General features: G+C 72.3%; 26 protein-coding genes. 11 read left to right on the top strand and 15 right to left on the bottom strand.

Translation table 11 applies throughout. The annotated features are described in order from the left end of the window. Window positions 1-28 precede the first annotated feature (28 nt). Window positions 29-652: a hypothetical protein gene (locus tag G569_RS0141850; RefSeq protein ID WP_028067828.1), complete on the bottom strand. Its 624-nt coding sequence runs from the start codon at window positions 650-652 to the stop codon at window positions 29-31. A gap of 70 nt (window positions 653-722) precedes the next feature. On the opposite strand from G569_RS0141850, the gene G569_RS0141845 reads away from it, so the two are divergent. Further along, complete coding sequence (locus G569_RS0141845) at window positions 723-1631, top strand: LysR family transcriptional regulator (protein ID WP_028067827.1); 909 nt, start codon at window positions 723-725, stop codon at window positions 1629-1631. Between the two features lie 112 nt (window positions 1632-1743). Here the strand turns inward: G569_RS0141845 and hutI are convergent, their stop codons facing one another. The 4 genes from hutI to hutH are packed head-to-tail and all read right to left on the bottom strand — an operon-like array spanning window position 1744 to window position 7302. Continuing rightward, on the bottom strand, window positions 1744-2886 hold the full coding sequence (gene hutI, locus G569_RS0141835) for an imidazolonepropionase (protein ID WP_037503218.1): 1143 nt from the start codon (window positions 2884-2886) through the stop codon (window positions 1744-1746). Then, window positions 2886-4097, bottom strand: a complete 1212-nt coding sequence (locus tag G569_RS56170) for a formimidoylglutamate deiminase (protein WP_371683509.1) — start codon at window positions 4095-4097, stop codon at window positions 2886-2888. The genes hutI and G569_RS56170 overlap by 1 nt, the downstream gene beginning before the upstream one ends. A gap of 8 nt (window positions 4098-4105) precedes the next feature. Next, window positions 4106-5749 carry a urocanate hydratase gene (gene hutU / locus G569_RS0141825; protein WP_245602735.1) on the bottom strand — a complete coding sequence of 548 codons (1644 nt, stop codon included), beginning with the start codon at window positions 5747-5749 and terminating at the stop codon, window positions 4106-4108. A 5-nt stretch (window positions 5750-5754) separates the two neighbouring features. Continuing rightward, the gene (hutH, locus tag G569_RS0141820; RefSeq protein ID WP_084286330.1) at window positions 5755-7302 is read right to left on the bottom strand and encodes a histidine ammonia-lyase; all 1548 of its coding nucleotides are present in this window, start codon (window positions 7300-7302) and stop codon (window positions 5755-5757) included. Between hutH and G569_RS0141815 the strand changes: the two genes are divergently transcribed. Genes G569_RS0141815 through G569_RS0141805 form a run of 3 tightly spaced genes read left to right on the top strand, consistent with a single transcriptional unit; the run spans window position 7183 to window position 8977 of the window. Then, complete coding sequence (locus G569_RS0141815; RefSeq protein ID WP_157592675.1) at window positions 7183-8118, top strand: IclR family transcriptional regulator; 936 nt, start codon at window positions 7183-7185, stop codon at window positions 8116-8118. The two genes, hutH and G569_RS0141815, sit on opposite strands and share 120 nt — an antisense overlap. Before the next feature lie 33 nt (window positions 8119-8151). After that, window positions 8152-8505 carry an ArsR/SmtB family transcription factor gene (locus G569_RS0141810; RefSeq protein WP_028067824.1) on the top strand — a complete coding sequence of 118 codons (354 nt, stop codon included), beginning with the start codon at window positions 8152-8154 and terminating at the stop codon, window positions 8503-8505. Then, the gene (locus tag G569_RS0141805) at window positions 8486-8977 is read left to right on the top strand and encodes an SRPBCC family protein (RefSeq protein ID WP_028067823.1); all 492 of its coding nucleotides are present in this window, start codon (window positions 8486-8488) and stop codon (window positions 8975-8977) included. The genes G569_RS0141810 and G569_RS0141805 overlap by 20 nt, the downstream gene beginning before the upstream one ends. 41 nt (window positions 8978-9018) lie before the next feature. Here the strand turns inward: G569_RS0141805 and G569_RS0141800 are convergent, their stop codons facing one another. From G569_RS0141800 to G569_RS60195, 4 genes are read right to left on the bottom strand one after another with little or no spacing between them, the layout of a single operon-like run. Then, window positions 9019-9864, bottom strand: a complete 846-nt coding sequence (locus tag G569_RS0141800; protein ID WP_028067822.1) for a DsbA family oxidoreductase — start codon at window positions 9862-9864, stop codon at window positions 9019-9021. 6 nt (window positions 9865-9870) lie between these two features. Further along, complete coding sequence (locus G569_RS0141795; RefSeq protein ID WP_028067821.1) at window positions 9871-10728, bottom strand: hypothetical protein; 858 nt, start codon at window positions 10726-10728, stop codon at window positions 9871-9873. A gap of 33 nt (window positions 10729-10761) precedes the next feature. After that, on the bottom strand, window positions 10762-11178 hold the full coding sequence (locus G569_RS63505; protein WP_028067820.1) for a hypothetical protein: 417 nt from the start codon (window positions 11176-11178) through the stop codon (window positions 10762-10764). Between the two features lie 9 nt (window positions 11179-11187). Further along, window positions 11188-12798 (bottom strand): peptidoglycan DD-metalloendopeptidase family protein, encoded by a 1611-nt coding sequence (locus G569_RS60195; RefSeq protein WP_157592674.1) that lies wholly within the window; start codon window positions 12796-12798, stop codon window positions 11188-11190. Window positions 12799-12937: 139 nt separating this feature from the next. On the opposite strand from G569_RS60195, the gene G569_RS0141780 reads away from it, so the two are divergent. Then, the gene (locus G569_RS0141780; RefSeq protein ID WP_028067818.1) at window positions 12938-13276 is read left to right on the top strand and encodes a hypothetical protein; all 339 of its coding nucleotides are present in this window, start codon (window positions 12938-12940) and stop codon (window positions 13274-13276) included. Here G569_RS0141780 and G569_RS0141775 read toward each other — a convergent pair. Beyond that, window positions 13259-13885 (bottom strand): DUF1707 SHOCT-like domain-containing protein, encoded by a 627-nt coding sequence (locus tag G569_RS0141775; RefSeq protein ID WP_028067817.1) that lies wholly within the window; start codon window positions 13883-13885, stop codon window positions 13259-13261. The two genes, G569_RS0141780 and G569_RS0141775, sit on opposite strands and share 18 nt — an antisense overlap. Window positions 13886-13925: 40 nt before the next feature. Here G569_RS0141775 and G569_RS0141770 point away from each other — a divergent pair, with 40 nt between their 5' ends. Beyond that, window positions 13926-15461, top strand: a complete 1536-nt coding sequence (locus G569_RS0141770; RefSeq protein WP_028067816.1) for an acetolactate synthase large subunit — start codon at window positions 13926-13928, stop codon at window positions 15459-15461. Continuing rightward, on the top strand, window positions 15461-16180 hold the full coding sequence (locus G569_RS0141765; RefSeq protein WP_037503023.1) for an SDR family NAD(P)-dependent oxidoreductase: 720 nt from the start codon (window positions 15461-15463) through the stop codon (window positions 16178-16180). The genes G569_RS0141770 and G569_RS0141765 overlap by 1 nt, the downstream gene beginning before the upstream one ends. Window positions 16181-16328: 148 nt before the next feature. On the opposite strand, the gene G569_RS0141760 is transcribed toward G569_RS0141765, so the two are convergent. Continuing rightward, window positions 16329-16730 (bottom strand): hypothetical protein, encoded by a 402-nt coding sequence (locus G569_RS0141760; protein WP_028067814.1) that lies wholly within the window; start codon window positions 16728-16730, stop codon window positions 16329-16331. A 33-nt stretch (window positions 16731-16763) separates the two neighbouring features. After that, complete coding sequence (locus G569_RS56160) at window positions 16764-18008, bottom strand: MFS transporter (RefSeq protein WP_064750577.1); 1245 nt, start codon at window positions 18006-18008, stop codon at window positions 16764-16766. Window positions 18009-18068: 60 nt separating this feature from the next. Between G569_RS56160 and G569_RS0141750 the strand changes: the two genes are divergently transcribed. Next, window positions 18069-18773, top strand: coding sequence for an SDR family NAD(P)-dependent oxidoreductase (locus tag G569_RS0141750; protein ID WP_028067813.1), 705 nt, complete (start codon window positions 18069-18071; stop codon window positions 18771-18773). On the opposite strand, the gene G569_RS0141745 is transcribed toward G569_RS0141750, so the two are convergent. Further along, the gene (locus tag G569_RS0141745) at window positions 18748-19632 is read right to left on the bottom strand and encodes an RNA polymerase sigma-70 factor (RefSeq protein ID WP_245602733.1); all 885 of its coding nucleotides are present in this window, start codon (window positions 19630-19632) and stop codon (window positions 18748-18750) included. The genes G569_RS0141750 and G569_RS0141745 overlap by 26 nt on opposite strands. Window positions 19633-19670: 38 nt before the next feature. Here G569_RS0141745 and G569_RS0141740 point away from each other — a divergent pair, with 38 nt between their 5' ends. The 3 genes from G569_RS0141740 (at window position 19671) to G569_RS0141730 (ending at window position 22738) form a co-directional block, all read left to right on the top strand. Further along, complete coding sequence (locus G569_RS0141740; protein WP_028067811.1) at window positions 19671-20591, top strand: NAD-dependent epimerase/dehydratase family protein; 921 nt, start codon at window positions 19671-19673, stop codon at window positions 20589-20591. A gap of 70 nt (window positions 20592-20661) precedes the next feature. After that, window positions 20662-22047 carry an MFS transporter gene (locus G569_RS0141735; protein WP_028067810.1) on the top strand — a complete coding sequence of 462 codons (1386 nt, stop codon included), beginning with the start codon at window positions 20662-20664 and terminating at the stop codon, window positions 22045-22047. 73 nt (window positions 22048-22120) lie between these two features. Continuing rightward, the gene (locus G569_RS0141730; protein WP_157592672.1) at window positions 22121-22738 is read left to right on the top strand and encodes a hypothetical protein; all 618 of its coding nucleotides are present in this window, start codon (window positions 22121-22123) and stop codon (window positions 22736-22738) included. On the opposite strand, the gene G569_RS62075 is transcribed toward G569_RS0141730, so the two are convergent. Together G569_RS62075 and G569_RS64345 are read right to left on the bottom strand one after the other, a co-directional pair. Further along, entirely contained in the window at window positions 22714-23922 is a 1209-nt protein-coding gene (locus tag G569_RS62075; protein ID WP_169542371.1) for a bis-aminopropyl spermidine synthase family protein, read from the bottom strand. The genes G569_RS0141730 and G569_RS62075 overlap by 25 nt on opposite strands. 8 nt (window positions 23923-23930) lie before the next feature. Further along, on the bottom strand, window positions 23931-24728 hold the full coding sequence (locus G569_RS64345) for a hypothetical protein (protein WP_169542370.1): 798 nt from the start codon (window positions 24726-24728) through the stop codon (window positions 23931-23933). Between the last annotated feature and the right edge of the window lie 73 nt (window positions 24729-24801).

The raw sequence follows: 24801 nt of genomic DNA, 5'->3' as shown, positions 1-24801 counted from the left end.
TCATCGGGCGACACCCGGATCCGGGTGCTCAGGGTGCGGACAACCGCCCACCCGCGCACGCTCGGGGTGTGGTCACCTCGGGGTCCGGGATCGGATCGGGACGTCCGGCGACCTTGCAGAGGGCGAAGCGGCCGTCGGTGAAGTCGAGGCTCGCGCGGTACGGGTCGCCGAGCGCGCCGCCGACCGTGGCCGCGCTGCGGTCGATCTCGCCGGTGACGGCGAGACACGAGTAGCTGCCGCTGGTCACGCGCGGATCGCGCTCGGGCGGCGGATCGCCGACCGTCTTCGGGAACCGCTCGCACTCCACGCGGACCGCTGAGGCTCCCCGCCCGCGCGCGTCGGCGAGGATCGCGGCCTCCAGGTCGCGGAGCATCGCCGGCCGGGCGGTCGCGTCCGAGCTCCCGAACCGTGGGCGTTGCTCGCGGATCAGCGCCTGGACCGTCTGCCGGTGATGGAGATCGCGGGCGTGCCGCTCGGCCGCGGCGCGGGCCTGCGCGTCGTGGCGGAGCGCCGGCACGAGGATTGCCGTGAAGGCGATCGCCGCGAGGAGCGCGAGCCCGCCGACGACCCGGGTGGCGGGGCCGGTCCGGCGCCAGAGCCAGGACGGGAGCTCGGCGAGCCCGGGGAGTGGTTCATAGCGTTGCTCGGTCAAGCCGCGATTGTCAGCCGCGCGATCATCAACCACAAGCTCCGATTCGCAACGCACGGCGTAAGCTGCGCTTATGCTCGACCTCCGGCGACTGCGGCTGCTGAGCGAGCTCGCACGACGCGGCACGATCGCCGAGGTCGGCCGCGCGGTCGGCTACTCCGCCTCGGCCGTCTCGCAGTCGCTCTCACAGCTCGAGCGCGAGGTGGGCATGGCGCTGCTCGAACGCGACGGGCGGAACGTCCGGCTCACGCCCGCGGCACATCGGCTCGTCGCCCGCACGGATCGAGTGCTGGCGGAGCTCGACGCGGCCGAGGCCGAGCTCGCCGCCGAGCAGGGCGCCGTGCGCGGCGAGCTGGTGATCGGCGCGTTCCCGAGCGCCGGCGCGCGGCTCGTCGCACCGGCCGTCGGCGAGCTCGCGGCGCGCCACCCCGAGCTCACCTGCTCGGTGCGCGAGCACGAGCCGGAGGACGGCATCCCGCTCCTGCGTTCCGGCGCGCTCGACCTCCTGATCTCGGAGAGCTACGAGGACGTGACGGCAGCGCCCGTCGGCGGTCTGGAGCAGCGCGTCCTCTTGTCGGAGCCGCTGCTGCTGGCGCTGCCCGCCGCGGCGCGTCCCTCCCCGGCCCCGGACGGGCACGTCCCGCTCGCCGACCTCGCCGGGGCTCCCTGGATCAGCGGGATCGCGGGCACGCAGTTCGTCGGCGCGGTCGAGCAGGCGTGCCGCGCTGCGGGCTTCGTCCCGCGCATCGCGCACCGGGCCGACGACGCGACGCTGATCCTCGGCCTCGTGGCCGCCGGGATCGGCGTGGGGCTGGTGCCGGAGCTCGCGTGCGTCGAGCATGCGGGCGTGGCCTACGCGCGGGCGGTTCCGGAGCCGCCCCTTCGCCACATCAGCGCGCTCCTGCGGCGCGGCGCGGCGCAGCGGCCGGCGCTCGCGGCGCTGCTGGAGGCCCTGCTTAGTCGCCGCATTACCGGCACGTAACCGGTGCTGACGAAGCTTGTCCCATGAACAAGGTCAAGCTTCTCGCTTTCTCCACCGCCATCTCCGCTTCGCTGCTGCTGCCGACGCTGGCCGAGGCCCGGGCGACCTGGACCTAGATCGCTCGTCGACCGCCGACGAACACGGCGGTCACAAGCGGCACACCCGGTCGGTAAGCCAGATGGATATGGCTCGGAGCGTCAAGGAGGATCGCGTCGGCCCGAGCGCCGGGCGCGAGATGACCGACATCGTGGCGGCGGAGCGCTAATGCTCCGCCCTTGGTTGCGGCCCAGACCGCTTCGTCGGTGGTCATGCCCATCTCTCGCACCGCGATCGCGATGCAGAACGGGATGTTCGTCGTATAGCTCGAGCCGGGGTTGCAGTCGGCGGCGAGCGCGACGGTGACGCCGGCGTCGATCAGGCGCCGGGCGTCGGGATAGCGGGCGCGGGTCGAGAACTCCGCGCCCGGGAGCAGGGTGGCGATGGTGCCGGAGCTCGCGAGGGCGTCGACGTCGTCGTCGGTGACATGGGTGACATGGTCCGCGGAGGCGGCGTTCAGCTCGCACGCGATCTGGACGCCAGGACCGTGGCCGAGCTGGTTGGCGTGGACGCGCGGCGTCAGGCCTTTGGCGATCCCGGCCTCGAGGATCGCGCGGGTCTGGTCACCGTCGAACGCGCCGCTCTCGCAGAAGACATCGATCCAGCGCGCATGAGGCGCGCAGGCGTCGAGCATCTCGCCTTTGACGAGATCGACATAGGCGTCCGCGTCGTGTTCCGGAGGGACCACGTGGGCGCCGAGGAACGTGGTCTCGCGGGTGCGCGGGGTCGCGACCTCGAGGCTGCGGCGCTCATCAGGGACGGTGAGGCCGTAGCCGGACTTGGTCTCGACCGTCGTCGTTCCCGACCGGAGCGCCTCGTTGATGAGGCGGTCGAGGTTCGCGCCCAGCTGTTCATCGGTGGCGGCGCGGGTCGCGGCGACCGTGGTCTTGATGCCGCCGGCCGTGTAGGGACGGCCTTCCATCCGGGCGGCGAACTCCTCGGCCCGTTCTCCCGCGAACACGAGGTGCCCGTGAGAGTCGACGAAGCCCGGGATGACGGCCCGGCCTTCGGCGTCCAGGCGGGTGGTTCCGGCGGCCTCGGGCGCTTGGGTACTCGGACCCGCCCAGGCGACGAGGCCGCCGTCGAACACGATGGCGGCGTCCTTGATCGTCCCGAGCTCGGGGTCGTTGGTGACCAGCGTCCCGATGTTGTCGATCATCACGGGCGGCCGCCGATGATCGTGGAGGTCACGTCCGCCGCGGTCGCGGCGAACACGATCGACTCGAGCAGCGTGTCCGGCTCGGCGTTCTCGAGCCGCGGCGAGTCGAGCCCGACCGTGACGAGGTCCGCGAGCGCGCCGGGCTCGATCCGGCCGGCGTCCTCCCAGCCGAGGCTGGCGTGGTTGGTCGCGCCTCGGAGCAGCTGGGCGGCCGTGAAATGGCCGCGCTTCTCGGTCTTGAGCCGCAGGTTGAGCTCCACCGCCCGCGCCTCCTCGAAGAGGTCGATGATCGCGTGGCTGTCGCTACCGAGGCTCAGCTTGGGCCCGGCGTCGCCGATCCCGTCGGCGAGGTCGCGCTCGGTCGTCGGGCACATGCAGATCGTGGTCTCTCTGAGGAGTTCCTTGTCGCCGTCGGTGAGATGCGTCGCGTGCACGGCGGTCGAGTTCGGTCCGAGCGCGCCGTGCTCTGCCAGCAGGCGTGTCGGCGTGAGGCCCCAGACGGCCAGGCAGGCTTCGTTCTCCGCGCGCTGCTCGGAGAGGTGGAAGTGCAGCGGCTTGCCCTCGGCCCACTCGACGACGATGTCCATCTGCCGCGCCGGAACGGCCCGCACGGAGTGGATCGCGGCGCCGACCTTGGCCCCCTCGATCTCCGATACCCGCTCCGCCCAGGCGAACGCGTCGCCATCGCTGAAGCGCGCCTGCGCGCCGCTCACCGGCTCGTTGAACCCGCCGGCGACGTAGCAGGCGTCGAGCAGCGTGAGCCGGATGCCGGCCTCCCCCGCCGCCGCGATCAGCGCCTCGCTGTGATGCACGTAGTCGAACTCGCCCACGGTCGTGATCCCGGCCTTGACCATCTCGCCGTAGGTGCCCTTGGCGAGCGCGTAGGTGTCGTCGGGCGTGATCCGCTGCGCGAGCGCGTACATGTCCTCGCGCCACGTCCAGAAGCTCCCGCCACCCCGTTGGGTGCGCCCGCGCAGCGCCCGCTGGAACGCGTGCGAGTGCGCATTGGCGAGGCCGGGCAGCGTCACGCCGCGCAGCCGGACCGCCCGGTCGCGGGGGACGCCGGGCGTGACCGCGACGATGCGCTCGCCCGCGACCTCGATCCGCACGTCGGCGACGACCGAGTCGCCGCCGAGCCAGGCGAAGTCCGCGTGGTAGGCCACGCGCGGCCCGCCCGCGGCCACCCCACGCGCCTCGCCGGCCGCGCCCACCTCGCGCGTCACTCGCCTTCGGCCATCGGCACGCGGACGCCGCGCTCGGCCGCGACCTCGGACGCGCGGTCGTAGCCCGCGTCGACGTGGCGGATGACGCCCGTGGCCGGGTCGTTGGTCAACACGCGCTCGAGCTTCTGGGCGGCCAGCGGGGTGCCGTCGGCGACGCTCACCTGGCCGGCGTGGATCGAGCGGCCGATGCCGACGCCGCCGCCGTGATGGATCGACACCCACGACGCGCCCGAGGCCACGTTGACCATCGCGTTCAGCAGCGGCCAGTCGGCGATCGCATCCGAGCCGTCGAGCATCGCCTCGGTCTCGCGGTACGGGGAGGCGACCGAGCCGGTGTCGAGGTGGTCGCGGCCGATCACGATCGGGGCGCCGACCTCGCCGCTCGCCACCAGCTCGTTGAACGCGAGGCCGGCGAGGTGGCGCTCGCCCTGGCCGAGCCAGCAGATCCGCGCAGGCAGGCCCTGGAACTGGACCTTCTCCGCGGCCATCCGCAGCCAGCGGGCGAGCGACTCGTTCTCCGGGAAGAGGTCGAGCACCGCCTTGTCGGTGGCGGCGATGTCCGCCGGGTCGCCGGACAGCGCGGCCCAGCGGAACGGGCCGCGGCCCTCGCAGAACAGCGGGCGGATGTAGGCGGGCACGAAACCCGGGTACGCGAAGGCGTTCTCGAAGCCGCCGAGCTTCGCCTCGGCGCGCAGCGAGTTGCCGTAGTCGAAGACCTCGGCGCCCTTGTCCTGGAAGCCGACCATCGCCTCGACGTGGCGGGCCATCGACTCCCGCGCGCGGTCGGTCGCGCCCGGCTTCGTGCGCTCGTCGGCCCAGTCCTCGAACGCGATGCCACGCGGGACGTACGCGAGCGGGTCGTGGGCGGAGGTCTGGTCGGTGACGACGTCGATCGGCGCGCCGCGGCGCAGCAGCTCGGGGACGACGTCGGCGCAGTTGCCGAGCAGGCCGATGCTGAGCGGCTCGCGCGCGTCGCGGGCGGCGATCGCCAGTTCGAGCGCGTGGTCGATGTCACTCGCCTCGACGTCCAGGTAGCGGGTCTCGAGCCGGCGCGCGATCCGCGACGGGTCGACCTCGACGTTGATCGACACGCCGCCCGCCATGCTCACGGCCAGCGGCTGCGCGCCGCCCATGCCACCGAGGCCGCCGGTGAGGGTGATCGTCCCCGCGAGCGAGCCGCCGAAGCGCTTCTCCCCCACCGCCGCGAACGTCTCATACGTTCCCTGCAGGATGCCCTGGGAGCCGATATAGATCCACGACCCGGCGGTCATCTGGCCGTACATCGTCAGGCCCAGCGCCTCCAGACGGCGGAACTCGTCCCAGGTCGCCCAGTCGCCGACGAGGTTCGAGTTCGCCAGCAGCACCCGCGGCGCCCACTCGTGCGTCTGCATGACGCCGACCGGCTTGCCGGACTGCACGAGCAGGGTCTCGTCGTCCTTGAGGGTCTTCAGCGTGCGCACGATGGCATCGAACGACGCCCAGTCGCGCGCCGCCTTGCCGGTGCCGCCATAGACGACGAGCTCGGCGGGATGCTCGGCGACCTCGGGATCGAGGTTGTTCTGCAGCATCCGCAGCGCCGCCTCCTGCTGCCAGCCGAGGCACGAGAGCTCTGTGCCGCGCGCGGCACGAATGGTCGACACGGGGGTCATGGCACCTCCAGGGGAGTCACGGTCTGAGCGGCGCGGACGGCGCCGCCGTCACGAACGAAGGCCGCGGCGGCCTCGATCTCAGGGGCGAGGAATCGGTCGGACCCGGCGCCCGCGCAGGTCGCGCGCAGCGATGTCAGCACCGCGCCGGTCGCGGCTCCGGGAAGCAGGGGCGCGCGCAGGTCGATGCCACGCGCGGCGGTCAGCAGCTCGATCGCGAGCACCCGCGTGAGGCCGTCGACGGCGCGGCGCAACTTGCGTGCGGCCGACCAGCCCATCGAGACGTGGTCCTCCTGCATGGCGCTGCTCGGGATCGAGTCCACGGAGGCCGGAGCGGCGAGCCGCTTGAGCTCGGAGACGATCGCCGCCTGCGTGTACTGGGCGATCATGTAGCCGCTGTCGACACCCGGATCGTCAGCCAGGAACGGCGGCAGGCCGTGGTTGCGGGCGACGTCGAGGAAGCGGTCGGTGCGGCGCTCGGCCATCGATGCCACATCCGCGACCGCGATCGCCAGGAAGTCGAGCACGTATCCCACCGGGGCGCCGTGGAAGTTGCCGTTGGACTCGACGCGACCGTCCGGTGTCACCACGGGGTTGTCGATCGCCGACGCCAGCTCGCGCTCGGCGATCAGCGTCGCGTGGGTGAGCGTGTCGCGCGCGGCGCCGGCCACCTGTGGCGCGCAGCGCAGCGAGTAGGCGTCCTGCACGCGCGGATCCTGCGGGCCGCGGTGCGAGGCGACGATCGGGCTGTTCGCGAGCAGCGCCCGCATGTTGGCCGCGGCGGCGCCCTGGCCGACCTGCGGGCGCAGCGCGTGCAGGTCGGCGTTGAAGACGCGGTCGGTGCCGAGCAGGCCCTCCACGCTCATCGCCGCCGTGATGTCGGCGACGAGGAGCAGGTTGCGCAGGTCCGCGATCGCCAGCACGAGCATGCCGAGCATGCCGTCGGTGCCGTTGATCAGCGCGAGGCCTTCCTTCTCGGCCAGGACGACGGGCTCGATGCCGGCCTCGGCGAGCGCGTCTCCGGCGTCGCGCAGGGTGCCGGACGCGTCGCGCACCGGTCCCTCCCCCATCAGCGCCAGCGCGCAGTGGGCGAGCGGCGCGAGGTCGCCGGAGCAGCCGAGCGAGCCGTACTCGTGCACGATCGGCGTGATGCCGGCGGAGAGCATCGCGGCGTAGGCGCTCGCAACGTGCGGCCGGACGCCCGTGCGCCCGGTGGCCAGCGTCGACAGCCTGAGCAACATCAGCGCGCGGACGACCTCGCGCTCGACCTCATCGCCCGAGCCGGCGGCGTGGCTGCGGATCAGCCCGCGCTGCAGCTCGAGCCGCTTCTCGACCGGGATGTGCAGCGTCGCAAGCGCGCCGAAGCCCGTCGAGACGCCGTAGTGGGCGACGACGTCGGCCGCCAGCGACTCGACGACGCCGCGCGAATGCGCGATCTCCGCGAGCGCGTCGGCCGACAGCTCGACAGGGGCGCCGTCGCGCGCGACGGCGACGACGTCATCGAGCGACGGAGCGCCCACACCGACGGTGACCGGAGACCTGAACATGCCGCGCATCAAAGCGGCGCCGCCGCGTGCGGGAAAGCAACTCGTCGCTGTACTGTCTCGCATCTGAGACGCGCCAACGCTCCCGCCGCCGCCCAGGCGCTGCAGCTGCTGAAGCTGCTCGCCCGCCACGCCGCGCCGCTCCCGGCGTCCGCGATCGCGCGCGACCTCGGCCTTCCGCGCAGCAGCACGTACCACCTGCTCAACGTCCTGATCGACGAGGGTTTCGTCGTCCATCTCCCCGAGGAGCGCCGGTACGGGCTCGGCCCCGGCGCGTACGAGCTCGGCAGCGCGTACCTGCGCCAGGACCCGCTGCGGTGGATCGCGCAGTCGGTGCTCACCCGCCTCGTCGCCGCCACCACGCAGAACGCGCACCTCGCGCTGCTCCAGGGGCGCGAGGTCCTGTACGTGATCGAGGAACGCGCCCCGAACCGGCCCGGTCTGGTCACGGACGTCGGCGTCCGGCTGCCCGCCCACCTGACGGCGTCCGGCCTGGCGATGCTCTCCGCGCTGCCGCCGCAGCAGGTCGACGCGCTCTTCCCCAGCCGCCGGGTCCTCACCCGCCGCCACGACGCCGGCCCCGCCTCGCTCACCCAGCTGCGCGCGCTCCTGGCCCAGGCCAGAACGGCCGGATACGCCGAGGAGGACGGGTTCGTCACCCCCGGGCTGAAGTCGATCGCCTGCCCCGTGCTCGACCACACGGGCCATCCGATCGCGGCCGTGGCGCTCACGTTCGACGTCGCGGACGACTCCCTCCCCGCGCACGTCCAACGGGCGGCGAGCGAGGTCTCGCGGCGGATTCGTGGTAGCCGCACTTGAAAACGCATTCCGATATGGGAATATGAGGTGTAGATGGCCCGAGCAGCGACGACAGCGGACGCGTTCAACGCGGTGGCGGAGCCACGGCGGCGGGAGATCCTCGATCTCCTGGCCGGTGGCGAGCGCCCCGTCAACGACATCGTGCAGCTGCTCGGCCTGGCCCAACCGCAGGTGTCCAAGCACCTGCGGGTCCTCCGCGAAGTGGGAGCCGTCGACGTGCGTGACTCAGGCCGCCAGCGCCTGTACCGCCTCAACGGCCACGCGCTCAAGCCCATCCACGACTGGGTGAAGAGCTACGAGGCCACCTGGACCGAGCGGTTCGACGCGTTGGACGACGTTCTCGAAGACCTCAAACAGGAGCAACCCGATGCCCGCGACCACCGGTAGCGCAGTCCTCACCCTTCCCTCCGACACCGAGATCCTGATGGTGCGCGAGTTCGACGCGCCGCGCGAGCTCGTCTTCAAGGCCTACACCACGCCCGAGCACGTCAAGCGCTGGTGGGCGGGCAAGCGCGGGAACGTCACCGTCGCCGAGATCGACCTGCGGGTCGGCGGCCGGTGGCGCTACGTGATGGTCGCCGACGGCGGCTTCGAGGTCGCCTTCCACGGCGAGTACCAGGAGATCGTCCCCAACGAGAAGCTCGTCAACACCGAGATCTTCGAGGGCGCGCCCGAAGCCGGCGCCGCGATCGTCACGTGCACGTTCGAGGACCTCGGCGACGGCCGCACCCGCCTGCACATGCTGACGTCGGTCGACACCAAGGAAGTCCGCGACATGATCATCGGCAGCGGCATGGAGTCCGGCGCCCAGGAGGGCCTGGACATCCTCGAGCAGATCGCGATCGAGCTCGCCGCCTGAACCTAAACGCCACCTAAAGGGTCAGACCCCTTAGGTGCGCTTTAGGTGAGCGACCAGAAGCCGTCGGCGCCGATGTGGCGCTCGGTCGCGACGCGGCCGAGCGCCTCGCGCGCCTCCCAGACCTCCATGCCGGCCACGACCGCGACCTCCTTGGAGGCCAGCGGGAAGCCCGCCCACTCGAGCACTTCGGTGACGCCCGAGGGCGGGACGCGTCGGCCGAGGTCGGGCACGAGGTTGGCGAGGATCGTGTCGTAGACCGCGAAGGGCTGGAAGCCGGGCACGGCGATCCGCACGCCGTCGCTCTTGCGCACGATCTCGTAGCTCGGGCACGTGTAGCGCATGCCGCCGGACCAGTTGGCGAGCTTGTGGTCGAGCACGCGCGCGGCGGGCATCGGCGCCCGCGCGAGCGCCTTGTCGGACTCGACGGCGGCCTGGACGTCCTCGCCGGCCATCCAGTAGCCGAGGGAGACGTAGTCGAGCCCCGCGTCCGATGCGGCACCCGCGATCGTCTCCGGGGCGTCGAGCAACTCGCCGGCGAAGTTGCGCACGCGCAGCGCGCGCAGCAGCGGCCGCACCTTCTCCGGCGCGTGCAGGCGGGCGGCCACGACCGCCTCGCACGCGGGGCGCGAGGTCGCCATGCGGGGGCGCACCGACGTGTCGATCGGCATGCCGTGGTCGCACGCGATCTTCCGGTAGCCGGCCGAGAGCTGCTCGACGCCGAAGCCGCGCTCCTCCAGCTCGGCGACGGACTCCGAGAGCACGACCATTCGCACCTGCCACTCGAGGCGCTCGCCGTAGAGCCAGTTCAGCCGCTGGCGGAACGGTTCCGCGGAGTAGGCCCACGGGCAGGCGGGATCGGTGTACTCCGTGATCAGGACGTCAGCCATGTGGGGTCACCCCGCGAGGGTCAGTGAGAGCGGCAGGAACGCGATCGCGCATGCGATGCTCATGGCCAGCCCGGTCGCCGCCGTGCGCGGCGAGTAGCCGTACACCTGCGAGAACGACACGACCGAGGTGGGCACCGGGCCGAAGGCGAGCAGCCACACGGCCCCCGGCAGGTCGACGCCCGCCAGCACGGCGACGCCCAGCAGGGCCGGGACGATCGTGTAGTGCAGCGCGAGCGCGCGGATGGTCATCGCGGCCTGCGGCGCGCCCGTCCAGCGGTTGCGCGGCCAGGACACGCCGAGCAACAGGAACCCGCAGATCGCCATGACGATGCCGAGCCCGGCGACGACCGAGTCCACGAAGTCCGGTGCCGGGAAGACGATCCCGAGCGCGAGGCCGCTCATCGCGCAGATCGTCGGCGCGTAGTCGGCCAGTGCCGTGCGCGCGGACTGCGTCTTCGGCGCGTTGGAGCGCATGTGGCGCACCCCGACCGCGATCCGCGCCTGCGTGAGCATGTCGTAGGCGATGACGAACACGGCCGCCTCGGCACCCAGCGCCGCGGCGGCCACGGGCGCGGTCCAGAACGTCGGGTTGCCGAACATCCAGAACGAGAACAGCGCGCCGTCGGTGCGCTTGCGGAACACGCGGGCGGCGATGCCGACCGATGCCAGCTGCGCGAAGAGCAGCACGCCGATCGCGGCGACGTTGCGGACGTTGATGTCGAAGCTCCAGCCCGCGAGCACCGACAAGAGGCCGATGCCGCCCGCCAGCTGGAGCCGGAAGAGGAGCGTGACGTGCTGCTGCAGCCATCTCCGGGTGCCAAGACCGGCAAGGAAGGCACCGAACAGTGGGATGGCCGCGGTCACCCCTATTTCGATAGCAGACGAACCACCCCCCGCTCAGGGGGTTGTCAGAACCTCCACGGGGCTCGCGGGCGCTTGACGCTCGGGGGTCAGGTAGCCCGCGAGGAGCGCGCCGAGGGCGCCCGCGGCGGCGGCGACGGTCGACGCCACCTCGGCCGTCATGTTGAGCGCGTCCAGCAGTTGCAGGCCGATCGGGATGAAGCCGGCGAGGCTCGCGCCGCCGGTCGCGGCCTTGACCTTGCGGCGCACGCGCTGCTGTTCGGCCGCCACCTGCTGGGCGGCGAGCTTCTGAACCGCCGCCTCGAGCTGCCCCACACGCGGGTCCGGCGCCCGATCGGGAAGGTCGAGGTCGTCCAGCTGCAGGTCCTCGATCGCCTCGTCCTCGTGGTAGTCGAGGTCGGCGACGAACGTCGCCACAGGGCCGTCGATGTCGATCTCTTCGTCGTCGCTCATGTCTGCTCCTCAGTGGAAGTCGGGCCGGCCGAACTGCTGGCCGATGTGAAGGTGGGGAACGCCGTTCGCGGACCCGGACGCGCCGATCGTCTGGCCCTTGCGCACACGGTCGCCCGCCTTCACGGAGACCGTGGACAGGTGGCCGTAGAACCAGGCGTTGCTCGCGCCGCGCAGGGTCACCTGCCAGCCGGCGGTCTGCCCCGACGGGGCGTTGTAGGTCTTGACGATCACGCCGTCGGCGAGCGCGATCACCGCCGTGCCGACCGGGACGCGGATGTCCTGGGCGTTGTCGGACTGCCAGTTCCCGAGCGTGTGGGTGCCGTGATAGGGCTCGCCGATGATCGGGCCGTGGACGGCCAGCGGGTACGAGCCCGAGGCGCTGTTCGCGGCGCGCAGCTTGCGCAGCCAGGGACGCCTGCGGCGGGCGCGCTCGAGGTCGGCCGCGGTCCGGCGGGTCGGGCGGCGCAGCTTGGAGCGCAGCCCGGGCGTGATGCCGTCGCGATAGTCGGCCGTGGCAGCGCCGAGCCCGTACGCGACACGGCGCGCCGCCTTGCGCGTCTCGGCGCCGAAGTCGCCGTCCTCGGCGATCCGGATGCCGATCTTCCACTCCGTGAACCGCTGGTTGACGACGCGTTGCAGCGCGAGGACGTCGCTGCCGCTCATCGGGACGTTCAGGGTCCGCGGCGCGGCGGGGACGCCGTCGTCCAGCCGCGCGCGCCACCGCTTCTCCAGCGGCAGGACCTTGTCGGCGTAGACGGTCGAGCCGTTGTAGGCCGCGACGCCCCGGTAGAGGCCGAGGCGCTTGATGTTCCCGGCCAGGAACTCGACGCCGACGCGGATGTTGGGTCCGACCTGCTCGCACCCGCCGAGCGCGTCGGCGCGGTCCTGCAGCCCGGGGTCGGTGAGCTGCATCGGGCCGACGCCCTGGTTGCCGAGGCCTTGGCGGCGGAAGGCGAGGTACTTCGCGTAGAGCTCGGGCGTGACCGTGAGCAGGCCGTTCGGCGGGCTCTTGATCGGGTTGCGGACGTTGTCGTGGCCGAAGACGTTGCGGAAGCCGGACTCGACCTCGAGGACCGCGCAGATCAGCGACGCGGAGAGGCCGGAGCGCTTGGCCTCGCGGACGATCTCGTCCTCGTAGCGGGCGCCCGCCTTTCGCAGCGCGGCCACGAGGCGTTCGTCGGGGTCCGGCTCGGGCTCGGGCTCGGGCTCGGGCGGCTTCGCGTGGGCGAAGTGGTGGCGCAGCTCGGCCTCATAGGCCGCGCCGTCCGTGCGCGCCTTCTCCCGCTCGGCGTCCGTGAGCGGGGCGATCGCGCCGCCGATCGCGCGGAACGTGCGCACGCTGCGCTTGGGCTCCAGGCCGAGGACACGGCAGACGCGGCGGAACGCGACGTCCGTGTCGCGTTCCCAGAGGCCGTCGACCGCCAGGACGGTCGGCGAGCCGAGCGTGATCAGATGCCGGTTGAGGTCGCGCTGCAGGGCCGCGACGTATGCGCGGGTACGAGCGTCCGTGTCGATCGAGCGGCCGCCCACGACGGGTCGCTCGCGCGCCGGCGGGGCATCGTGCCCCGTGCGCTCCCTCGCCGCGTCCGTGCGGGGGTTGTCGGTTGTGGTCCCAGCCATGTCAGTGACAAATCAACTGAGACCCGGCTGAGGTTTTCTTGGCAGTTCCTTGGCGGAGCTTCACACGGCGGGGTTGCCGGCTCCTTGCCGGATCATTGCCGGGGCCGACGGGAAACCGGCGCGCTAGCGTTGGAGGCTCGTGCCGACCGTTCACGGCCTCGAGTTCGCCTACAGCCTCTATCCGCTGCCTCCGGGGCGGATGCCGTTCCGGCGCTGGCGCTGGGAGCTGTGGCACGGGTCGCAGCTGGTCGCCGCCGGGTGGCGGCTCGGCCGCCCCGACGCCGGTCGCGCCCTGCGCCTGCACGCCGCCGAGCACGGCCACAAGCTGTTCGGCCTGCCGGTCCCGCCGCGCGACCCGCGCACCGGGCGCGGCGACCTCCCGCCCGGGTCGAGCGAGCGGCTCGCGATCGGCCCGATCACGGCGCTTCTGGTGCCGCGGGCGCTCGAGCGCCCCGCGGCGTCAGCTCCCGTGTCGTAGGTGCTTGTGCGCCTTGCGCTCGGCGCGGCTGCGCTTGCGGCCGCGCCTGACGTCGGTCCCGCCGAGGATCGAGATCACCCGCAGGCGCAGGGTCGGGCCGCCCGGGTCGGGTCGCTCGACGCCGAGGTCCGAGTCATTGCCGCCGAGGATGGCGAAGTCGGTGAGCTCGACGTTCAAGCCCTCGGGGACGCGGATGTCCGCGCCGCCCAGCACCGCGATGACGGTCATCTCGACCACGTCGTCGGCGAGCTCGGCGTCGTTGAGGTCGAGGTCCGAACCACCGAGGATGTTGATCACCTTGAGGTTGCGGCCCACGAGCCAGCGGCCTTTGCGGTCGCGGCCGCTGAGGATCGCGACGAGCCAGCTCGGCCCCTCCTCGCCGCGTCGCACCGGCATGCGGTCGGCGTGGGGCCGTTCGCCGGGGACGACGACGTCGGCGACCAGCCGCTCCAGCTCCTTGTGGGTGCGCGACTCGTAGACGGTGGTCAGGCGCTCGTCGAGCTCGTCCATCGTCAGACGGCCCTCGCCGGCGGCCTTGCGGAGGACTTCGGCGTGGTGCTCGCGGTCGGCGTCTGAGGCCCGTAGCTCGGGGAGCGAGTCGTCGGTCACCCGTCTCAGCGTACATTCCGCGGATGTCTGAGGCTGTGACTTGAACGGGGCGGAGAGCGTCCTGCGGACGCTGGCGGCCGCGGGTGTCGAGGTCTGCTTCGCCAACCCGGGGACGTCGGAGATGCACCTGGTGGCGGCGCTCGACCGGGTGCCGGGCGTGCGCGGCGTGCTGACCTTGTTCGAGGGCGTGGCGTCGGGGGCCGCGGACGGGTACGCCCGCATGGAGGGCAGCCCGGCGGCGACGCTGCTGCACCTCGGGCCGGGGTTCGGGAACGCGTTCGCGAACGTGCACAACGCGTACAAGGGCCGGACGCCGATGGTGAACCTGGTCGGCGATCACGCCGTCGCTCACAAGCCGCTCGGCGCGCCGCTGGCGTCGGACATCGAGTCCGTCGTGCGGCCGGCTTCGTCGTGGGTGCGGACGACGCGCGACGCCCGCACGGCCGCGTCCGACACGGCCGAGGCGGTCGCCGCCGCGTGGGCGGGTGGCGTGGCGACGTTGATCCTTCCGGCCGACGCCGGGTGGGGCGAGAGTCTCGGCCCGGTCCCGCCGGTGCCCGTTCCCAAGCCGCTGGCGGTTCCCGCGGAGGCCGTGTCCGCCGCCGCCCGCGCGCTGCGCGGCCGCTCCGCCGCCCTGCTGCTGGGCGGCGTCGCGACCTCGGCGCACGGGTTGGCGCTCGCCGCGCGGATCAGCGCCGCGACCGGCGCGACCCTGCTGCGCGACACGTTCGCGCCGCGACTGGCGCGCGGCGGCTCGCGGCCCCGGCCGCTGGGGGTGCCGTACCTGACGGAGATGGCGGTCGACGCGCTTTCCGGGTTCTCTGCTCTGGTGCTCGTGGACACGCGGCCGCCCGTCGGCTTCTTCGCGTACCCGGGGCAGCCGAGCCTGCTGGCCGACCCTTCGACGGAGATCCTCACGCTTGCCGCTCCGGGCGAGGACGCGCTGGGCGCGCTCGCCGCGCTGGCGAGCGAGGTGAGCGCGCCGGCCTACGTGCCGGGGGCGCCGGTCGAGCGCGTCGTCTTGCCGTCCGACGGGCCGTTGAACGTCGACAACCTGAGCGCGGTGGTCGGTGCGCTGCTGCCGGATGACGCGGTGGTGGTCGACGAGGCGGTGACGGCGTCGGTGCTGTTCGTCGAGCGCACCGCGGGTGCGGGCGAGCACGACTACCTGTTCCTGACCGGCGGGTCGATCGGCTGGGGCATGCCGGCGGCGACGGGCGCCGCGGTGGGCGCGGGTGGGCGGCCGGTCGTCAACCTGGAGGCCGACGGGTCGGCCATGTACACGATCCAGTCGCTCTGGACCCAGGCTCGGGAGGGCCTCGACGTGACGACGATCATCATCGCCAATCGCTCCTACGCGATCCTGGAGTTCGAGTTCTCGCGGGTGGGCGCTTCGGGGGACGGGGCCGCCGCGCGGGAGTTGATGGACATCGGCCGGCCGGAGTTGTCGTTCGCGGGGCTGGCGCAGTCGATGGGGGTGCCGGGGCGGCGGGTCGACGATGTTCGCGGGCTGGTGGGTGCGCTGCGTGAGGCGTTCTCCGAGCCGGGTCCGCACCTGATCGAGGCGGTGGTCTGATGGCTCTGCGGGTGATCGTGACGGGCGGTGCGTCGGGGATCGGCGCGGCAGTGGTCGCGAAGCTGCGGGAGCAGGGCGCGCGGGTGATCGTGTTCGACCGCGACGTGGTGGCGGGCTCCGATGCCATCCAGGTCGACGTGACGGACGCTTCTGGCGTGGCGGCGGCGGTCGCCGAGGCGGTGTCGCGGTTGGGCGGGCTCGACGTGCTCGTCAACAACGCGGGCATCGGCGCCGCGGGGACGGTCGAGGACAACTCCGACGAGGAGTGGCACCGGGTCTACGACGTCAACGTCGTGGGCATGGTGCGGATGGCGCGGGCCGCGCTTCCTGCTTTGCGCGCGTCGTCATGCGCCTCGATCGTCAACACCTGCTCGGTCGCCGCGACCGCCGGCCTCCCGCAACGCGCCTTGTACAGCGCTTCGAAGGGCGCCGTCCTGTCCCTGACCATGGCGATGGCCGCCGACCACGTGGGCGAGGGCATCCGCGTCAACTGCGTCTGCCCGGGCACCGCCGACACCCCCTGGATCGGCCGGCTGCTGGACGCCGCCGACGACCCGGACGCCGAACGCGCCGCCCTGAACGCCCGCCAGCCGATGGGCCGCCTGGTCTCAGCCCAGGAGGTCGCCGACGGCATCGTCTACCTCGCCACCGCAACCGCCTCCACCGGCACCGCGCTCTTCGTCGACGGAGGCATGCAGAACCTCCGCCTCCGCAAATAAAGAAGGCCTGGCCCGGTTTAACTAAACCCCACCTAAAGTGCCTGACCCCTTATCTCGGGTTTAGGTGAGCGATCGCGTCCCATCGCCGCGCAGCAGCGCTGAATCGCACCTAAAGACAACCTAAGGTGCCTGGCAATTTAGGTGTAGTTTAGAAAGCGTTGCGGGATTTGAGGTCCGCGATGACCTTGCGGCGGCGGAAGAGGCCGGCGTTGAGGAGGGTCGCGAGGGCCTCGCGGCGTTCGTGGGACTCGGCGCGGGCGCGGGTGAGCTCGAGGCGGAGCTCCTTCGCGTCCTCGCGGGCGGCTTCCAGTGAGGCGCGGAGCTCGATCGCGTCGGCGCGGGCGGAGTCGATCAGGCGGCGGCTGGCGTCCAGTTCGCTGCGCAGGCCGTCGGCCGTCGCGAGGGCCTCCTTGAGCTGCTTGAGCTCCCCGTCGTCGTGCTCGGTCACCAGTACCGGGTTGCGGCGGGTCTCCCCACGCGGGGTCAAGGCGGCGCGCAGCTCCTCCCCGGAGACGTGCGGCAGTTCGGTGCTGTTGTCCGTCTCGCTCATGAGGCGGGTTTCGCGGCGCGCGGGCCGCTTCCTTCACGCGACGGCGAGCACGAGCGCGGCGGTGACCGCAAGGAGCGAGAACGCCGCGGCGGGACGATCCTGCGTCGCCTGCACGAGCACGGCCACGACGATCCCGCCCGCGTTGCCGGCCAGCCAGATCAGCGCCGCGGCGGCGCTGGACTCGCTGCGCCGCTCGGTCAGCTCGAGGACCACCGGCAGGCTGCCGAGCAGCACCACGCCCAGCGGGATCACCACCACCGCGGCGGCGCCGGGCGCCAGCGCGAGGAACACGCAGCCGGCCGCGGCCACGACCGCCGCCACCCGCAGGAACGCCCGCTCCAAGCCGCGCCGGGCAATCGGCGCGGGCAACGTCGCGGACCCGACCACCCCCGCCAGGACCATGACGCCGAGGAGGATCCCGGCCGTCTCATCCGAGACCCCCGCGGGCTCGAGCAGGGCCTGCAGCCACGTCGTGAGCGCGACGAACACGCCGAACCCGAGGAACGCGACCGCGGAAAGCCGCCGGATGGTGCGGTCGGCCCACACGGCGCGCAGTTCGGCGCGGCCGGCGAACGCCGGCGTGGCCACGGGCGGCGAGGTGGCGCCGGGCGTGGGCGTGGCGTGGGCCGGCGAGGTGGCGCCGGGCGCGGGCGTGGCCACAGCCGGCGAGGTGGCGCCGGGCGTGGGCGTGGCCACGGGCGGCGAGGCGGCGGCCGGCGCCGGCGCGGGCGTGCGGGTCATCGCCGCGGTCAGCCACAGCGCTGCGGCGAGCGCGATGACGAGGTCGACGACGAGCAACGGGATCAGCGAGGACTCGTCGGCGAGGGCGGGGCCGAGCGGGAGCGCGAGCGCGGTGCCCGCGAAGATGCCCGCCGAGCCGAGCGAGATGCCCTGCGCCAAGGACTGCGGCGGCAACGACGTCGCCGCGACCTTGGTGACCGCGTTCAAGATCAGCGGTTGGGCGATCGCGATCAGGATCTGGCCCGCCAAAGCGAACGCGAAGGTGTCCGAGCCGAGGCGCACCGCGCCGCCGAAGGCCGTCAGCCAGGCCCCGAACAGCAGGGCGCCCCGGAAGCGGCGGTCCAAGGCCAGCCCAGCCGGGATCGCGAGCAGGACGTACACGAGCGGGAACACCTGGGAGAGCCAGCCGACCGCGCTCTCGGAGACGTCGAAGTGGCGCGCGACGTCGGTGGTGATCGGCGCGTACGTCAGCCACAGCAGCTGATTGGCGGCGGCGACCGCGGCGTACGCAGCCACCGTTCCCCAGCGCGCGGGCACGCGGCGGGACGATACAAGCGCCGACGATGAGTTTTCGATGATCGTGTAGTCATCACCCACATGCTGCTCAAAGGCAAGAACGCGGTCATCTACGGCGGAGGCGGGAACATCGGCGCGGCGGTCGCCCGCGAGTTCGCCGACCAGGGCGCGAAGGTCCACCTGGCCGGACGCACCCTCGACACCCTCAAGGCGGTCGGCGACGAGTTCGAGACGGCGGTCGTCGACGCCACCGACCCGCAGGCCGTCGAAGCGCACGCGCAACAGATCGGCCGCATCGACATCTCGTTCAACCTGATCGGCATCAACGACGTCCAGGGCACGCCGATGGCGGCGATGGACGTCGAGGACTTCCTCTCGCCGATCGTCACCGCCACCCGCTCGCACTTCCTCACCTTCAAGGCGGCGGCGAACCACGGCGCGGGCGTGATCCTGGTCTTCGGCGGCGAGGGCGACCCGATCCGCGGCTACAGCATCGGCGGCCTCCAGGTCGCCTTCCACGCCCTCGAGGCCATGCGCCGCCAGTTCGCGACGGAGAACCCCAAGGTCCGCGTGGTCACCCTCCGCACCGGCGGCATCACGGAATCGATCCCGACCGGCTTCGCCGGCCGCGACGAACTCGTCAAGAGCCTCGACGACGCCACCCTCACCGGAAAGGCGGCCACGCTCAAGGACGTCGCCCGCGTCGCCGCCTTCGTCGCCTCCGACCACGCGCGGACGATGACCGCCGCGACCGTGAACGTCAGCGCCGGCGCCCTACTCGACTAGGCCGTAGCCCCAGCTCGGACGTCTCGCCGAGATGTCCGAGCTTCTCCGGGTTGAGCATCGAGAAGATCGACTCCACGCGGCCGTCGACGATCTGCAACTGGACGACGTTGACGACCCGGCCCTGCGGATCGAACGTGCGGAAGCCCGGCTGACCGTTCACCCACACCGCCTCGAACCCGATCCCCAGCGCATCGACCTGGCCGTAGAAGGTGACCATGGCACGAGCGATCGCGGCCGCGCCATGCATCGGCGCCGGGATCGAGCGGGCGATCCCGCCGCCGTCGCCCACGAGCACGGCATCCGGGGCGAGCATCGCCACCAGCCCCGCGAGATCCCCCTCCCGCGCGGCGGCGATGAACCGGGAGGCCAGAGCGCGCCGCTCGGCCGGATCGGCGTCGAACCGCGGCCGCTCGTCGGCCACCCGTCTGCGAGCGCGGGAGAGGATCTGACGGCAGTTGTCCTCCGAGCGGTCGACGATCGCGGCGACCTGCGCAAAGTCGACATCGAAGGACTCGCGCAGCACGAACACCGCCCGCTCGACCGGGTTCAGCCGCTCCAACAACACCAGCATCGCCAACGAGATCGACTCGTCGGTCTCGACGACCGCCGGCGCCTCGGCCTCCACGAGCGGCTCCGGAAGCCACTCGCCCACGTAGCTCTCGCGCCGCACCCGCGCGGAACGCAGGACGTCGATCGCCAGTCGCGACGTGACCGTCGTCATGAACGCCCGCTCGTTCTCCACCGGCCCGGAGGACGCCCGCCGCACGTACGCCTCCTGGACCACGTCCTCGGCCTCGGCGACCGACCCGAGCATCCGGTAGGCGATCGAGAAGAGCAGCGGGCGAAGCTCGTCATCCACGTCTGTCACAGCTTTACAAACCATCTCGTCAACGGGCCATGCACATCCTCATCGCAGGCGCCACGGGCGCCGCCGGCCGTGCGCTCATCCCCCTCCTGATCGCGAACGGCCACACCGTCACGGGCACCACCCGCTCCGAGGCCAAGACCGCCGAGATCCGCAAGCTCGGCGCGAACGCGCAGATCATGGACGGCCTCGACGCAACGTCGGTCAAGGCCGCCGTCGACGCCGCCAACCCCGACGTGATCGTCCACCAGATGACGTCGCTGACGAACATCGACTTCCGCAAGTTCGACCAGTCCTTCCATGTCACCAACCGGCTGCGCACCGAGGGGACCCAGCACCTGCTCGCCGCGGCCGACGGGCGCCTGCTGGTCGCCCAGTCCTTCGCGGGCTGGCCGGCCGAGCGCACAGGCGGAAAGGTCAAGAGCGAGGCCGCCCCGTTCGACCCGAACCCGCCGAAGGGCATCCGCGAGAGCCTCGCCGCGATCCGGCGGCTCGAGCAGCTCGTCACCGAGGCCGGCGGGATCGTCCTGCGCTACGGCGGCTTCTACGGCCCCGGATCGGGGATGACGGCCGGCGGCGACCAGGTCGAGATGGTCCTCAAGCGCCAGTTCCCGCTCGTCGGCAACGGCGAGGGCATCTGGTCGTTCCTGCACACCGAGGACATCGCCACCGGGACGCTCGCCGCGATCGAGCGCGGCCGCCCTGGCGAGATCTACAACATCGTCGACGACGACCCCGCGCCGACGAAGGAATGGCTGCCCTACCTCGCGCAACAGGTCGGTGCGAAGCCGCCGCGACACGTCCCCACGTGGATGGCCAGGATGCTGGCCGGACGCGCTGCGGTGGTGATGATGACCGAGGCCCGCGGGGCCTCCAACGCCAAGGCGAAAGCCGAGTTGGGATGGGTCCCGAAGCACCCCAGCTGGCGTGAGGGGTTCCCCGCCTCCGTGTAAGGGATCCAGGGCCTTAGCGGGCACCTTACGTCCGATGTAAGGGGCCCGCCTCAGCACGAGAATTACCTGCATGGAACGGGAAAACACACGCAAGTGGTGGGCGCTGGCGCTGCTCGCCACGGCCCAGTTCGTCGTCGTGCTCGACGCGTCGGTCGTCAACGTCGCGTTGCCCTCGATCGGCAGGGATCTCGGCCTCAGCCAGGAGGGTCTGGCGTGGCTGGTGAACGCGTACGTGCTGGCGTTCGGCGGGTTCCTGCTGCTGGGTGGGCGGATGGCGGATCTGCTCGGCCGCCGCAAGGTGTTCATGGCCGGCTTCGCGATCTTCGCCCTGGCGAGCTTCGCGGGCGGGCTCGCGTCGAGCGGCGGGATGCTGATCGCCGCCCGCGCGCTGCAGGGCCTCGGCGCCGCGATCCTCTCCCCCGCGGCCCTCAGCCTGGTGACGACGACGTTCGCCGAGGGCGCGGAGCGCAACAAGGCGCTGGGCGTGTGGGGCGCGGTCGCGGCCGGCGGCGGCGCGGCGGGAAGCCTGCTCGGCGGCGTGATCACGCAGACGCTCGGGTGGGAGTGGGTGCTGTGGATCAACACGCCGATCGGGATCGCCGCGGCGGCGCTCGCCCCCGCGCTGCTGCACGAGTCCAAGAGCACGACCGCCACGCGTTCCTTCGACGCGCTCGGCGCCCTGACCGTCACCGGCGGCCTGGTCGCCCTCGTCTACGGCGTGATCGACGGTGTGCAGCCGGAGTTCGTCGCGCTGGCCGCGGGTCTGCTGGTCGCGTTCGTCATCACGGAGAGCCGCACCGCGAACCCGCTCGTCCCGCTCTCGGTCTTCCGCAGCCGCAGCCTGACCGGCGCGACGGCGACCGGCGTCCTGATGGGCGGCGCGCTGGTCGGCCTGTTCTTCTTCGCGACGCTGTACCTCCAGCAGGTCCTGCACTACGGCCCGCTGAAGGCCGGCCTCGCCTACCTGCCGCTCGCGCTGACGATCGGCGCCTCCGCGGGCATCGCGTCCAGCCTCGCGACGAAGCTCGGCCCGAAGCCGGTGCTCGTCTCCGGCCTCGTCGTCCAGGCCGCCGGCTTGTACTGGTTCAGCCACGTCTCGGCCGACGGCAGCTTCCTCGGCGACGTCCTGTTCCCCAGCCTCGTGGTCGCGCTCGGCATGGGTCTGGCGTTCGTGCCGCTGACGATCGCCGCGATGAGCGGCGTGAGCGAGAACGAGTCCGGCCTGGCGAGCGGTCTGATGTCGACCGCGCAGCAGATCGGCCAGGCCGTCGGTCTCGCGGTCCTGACCGGCGTCGCGACGACGACGTCGACCTCCGCCCAGGCGCTGACCGCCGGCTTCGAGGACGCGTTCCTGGTGGCTGCCGCGTTCGCCCTGATCGGCGCCCTCGCCGCCTTCACGATCATCACGAAGACCCGCGCGCCGAAGCCCGGCACCGCCGTCCCGGTCCCGGCCTAGTCTCCGGGCTTACCGACCGGTCAAGAAACCCGCCCGCCGTGCCGATTGCCGGACCATGAGCCTCCGTCGTGCTGTGCCCATGCTGGCTGCCTGCGCGGCGGTCGGGTTCGCCGGTTGCGGGAAGAAGGAGCACGCCGTCGACCCGCAGCTCAAGGCGGCCTCGTTCACCTTCGATCCTTCCGTCCCGCCGCAGGATCAGGAGTGGATCCTCGGAGCCGTCGCCAAGGTGCGGCCCGAGGCGCGGCAGCTGATCGACGACGTCGACGGAATGGTCAAGATCGGCGTCTACAACGAGCCGGGCGGCGACGCCGTGGGCGTCACCCGCCCGATCTCCCCTACGCGCTTCGACGTGAGCTTCAACCTCGCCTACCTCGACGGTGAGCGCAAGGCCGACCGCGACGTCACGGTCGTGCACGAGCTCGGCCACGTGATCGACTTCGCGCTGATGCCGGACGGGATGCGCGAGCAGCTCGCGGCCCAGCTGCCGAGCAGCGGAACGTGCTTCACCGCCGACACCGGCGACTGCACCGCACCGGAGGAGCGCTTCGCCGACACGTTCGCCAAGTGGGCGCTGCGCGGCGCGGTCTCAGCCGCCGGCGCGGGCTATTCGACGCTCTCGCCGACGTCGCTGGAGAGCTGGGGCACGCCGCTGGCGAACCTGGCGATTCAGGTCGACGTCGCCTCCCGGTAGACCGCCCGCTCGTCGCGCGGCGCCCCGGTGCCGCGCAGCTCGACCACCGTGAACGGGGTGCCGCGCCAGGAGCGGTCGAGCCGGACGACCTCGAAGCGCGGTGCCGCCACCGCCCGCAGCAGCGCCTGCTCCTCCGCGTTGCGCAGGCCCTCGGTGCGGTTGTGGGCGACGATCAGCACACGCTCGGCCACGACCGCCCGCACCACCTGGAACAGGCTGTAGATCAGGTCCGGGGCGAGGTTGACGACGACCGACTCCGCCGGGCGCGGCTCGTCGAGCAGCTCGCGCACGCTCCGTTTGAAGCCAGGCCCGTAGCCCACGCCCTCCAGCTCGCCGAGGAAGTCCGGCGCGGCCGAAGAGGACTCCACCGCCTGCCGCCCCCGCGTGTACAGCGCCTCCGCGTGCCGGTCACCCCTCCGCGCCGCGATCTTCCGCGACCGCTTCGTCGGCCGCAGCACGTACAGCGCCGCTCGCGAGCCCACGGCCAACGCCCCGGTGTAAGCGTTGAAGTCCGGCAGTACCGCCTCGTAGACCAGCTCCAGCGCGCTCAGCTCCTGCTGCACCTTCAAGCCCAATGCGGGCGACCCCTCCGGGTAGCCGTACGCGACGAGCAACCGCGACTCGCGCTTCATCGCTTCCAGCGCCCGCGCCGCGAACAGCCCGATCCCGGCGGGCGAGTACGGCGGGTCCGTCAGCACGATGTCGAAGCGCTCGCGCAGCGGCGCCGGCAGCCCCACGCGCAGGTCCGCGAACCACGTGTCGACGCCGTGCGAGGCCAGGTAGCGCAGCTGACGCTGGTCGACGTCGACGACCGCGAGCTCGCGCACGGACGCTCCGAGCGCTCCGAACGCGAGCGACGTCGCGTCGTGATCGCCGAGCAGCAGGACGCGGCAACGCTCGAGCTCGTAGTGCTCATGCAGGTACCGGACCCGGGCGAGCACGGTGTCGGCGGTCGCCGGGACGTGGTCGAGGTCCGTCAGCGGCTCGGGCACGCCGGCGAGCAGGTCGACGATCCCCGCGCCGTCAGCCAACGACGGACGCGGCGGCAACGAGCCGCCCGCGGCGAGCACCCGCTCGACCTCCCGCAACGTCACCCCCGTGCGGGCGACGATCTCCGCAGGCGCTAGCCCTGCGAGCGCGGCAACCGCCCGGATGCGGCGCCCGTCCAGCGGCGCCGCCTCCAACAGGGCGCTCAGCGCACCCGGATCTGCTTGGTCAGCGTGGTCTTCTGCTTGTTCTGAATGAGCGTGACGGTAGCCGTATAGCTCCCGGCGCGCAGGCGCGACACCGAAGCGAGCCCGAGCGCGACGCTCTTGCCGGGCAGGATCCGGGTGGCCTTGACGGTCCCGTTCGTGGTCGACAGGGCGCCCTTGATCTTCACCGTGCCGGTCACCGGGGCGACCGTGTTGCCGGTGTTGCGGACGCTCAGCGTCAGCGTCTTCTTCGAGCCCTTGCCGAGGATCTTCGCCGCGCCCGCCTTGAGACCGTAGGTCGGCGTCGCCGCCGTGTAGCGGATCGCGTCGACGAGCCGGTAGCCCGTGACGATGCCCTTGGCCTTGTCCGCGCCCGGCGGGAGGCCGACGACCTCGAGCGCGCCGTAGAGGTAGCCCGCGGCGGGAACGCTGTCGAGCGTGACCGTGATGTCCTTCTTCGCGCCCGGCGCGAGGGTGAAGGTCGGCTCGCTCACGCTGACGCCGCTGAGCGTGCCGCGGCGGTTCGGCGAGACGCTCCCGTCGCCCGACTGCGTCCAGGGCCGCGGCGTGATGGTGATCGACAGCGCCTTCGACCAACGGTTCTCGAGCGTGAACGTGTCCTTCACGCCCGCCTGGGCCGTGTGCTCGATGGGCAGCGCGTCGGTGACCCCCGGCTGCACCACGTTGAACATGGCGAGCCCGCCGTTGGCCGCCGCGGCGCGCGCGGGTGAGTCGTCGGCGCGCGCGATCACCGCGCCGCCCACGGCCATCGCCGCCACCCCTGTCGCAGCCACCATCTTGACCACCGTCAATCGCACTTCCAGACCCTCGCTTCTCGCGTGAACGCCACCAGACCTACCACGTGAGAAC

The organism is Solirubrobacter soli DSM 22325 (assembly GCF_000423665.1).
Taxonomy (GTDB): domain Bacteria; phylum Actinomycetota; class Thermoleophilia; order Solirubrobacterales; family Solirubrobacteraceae; genus Solirubrobacter; species Solirubrobacter soli.
Note: the sequence above shows the minus strand (reverse complement) of the source record. Positions and strands in the feature narration are given on the sequence as shown.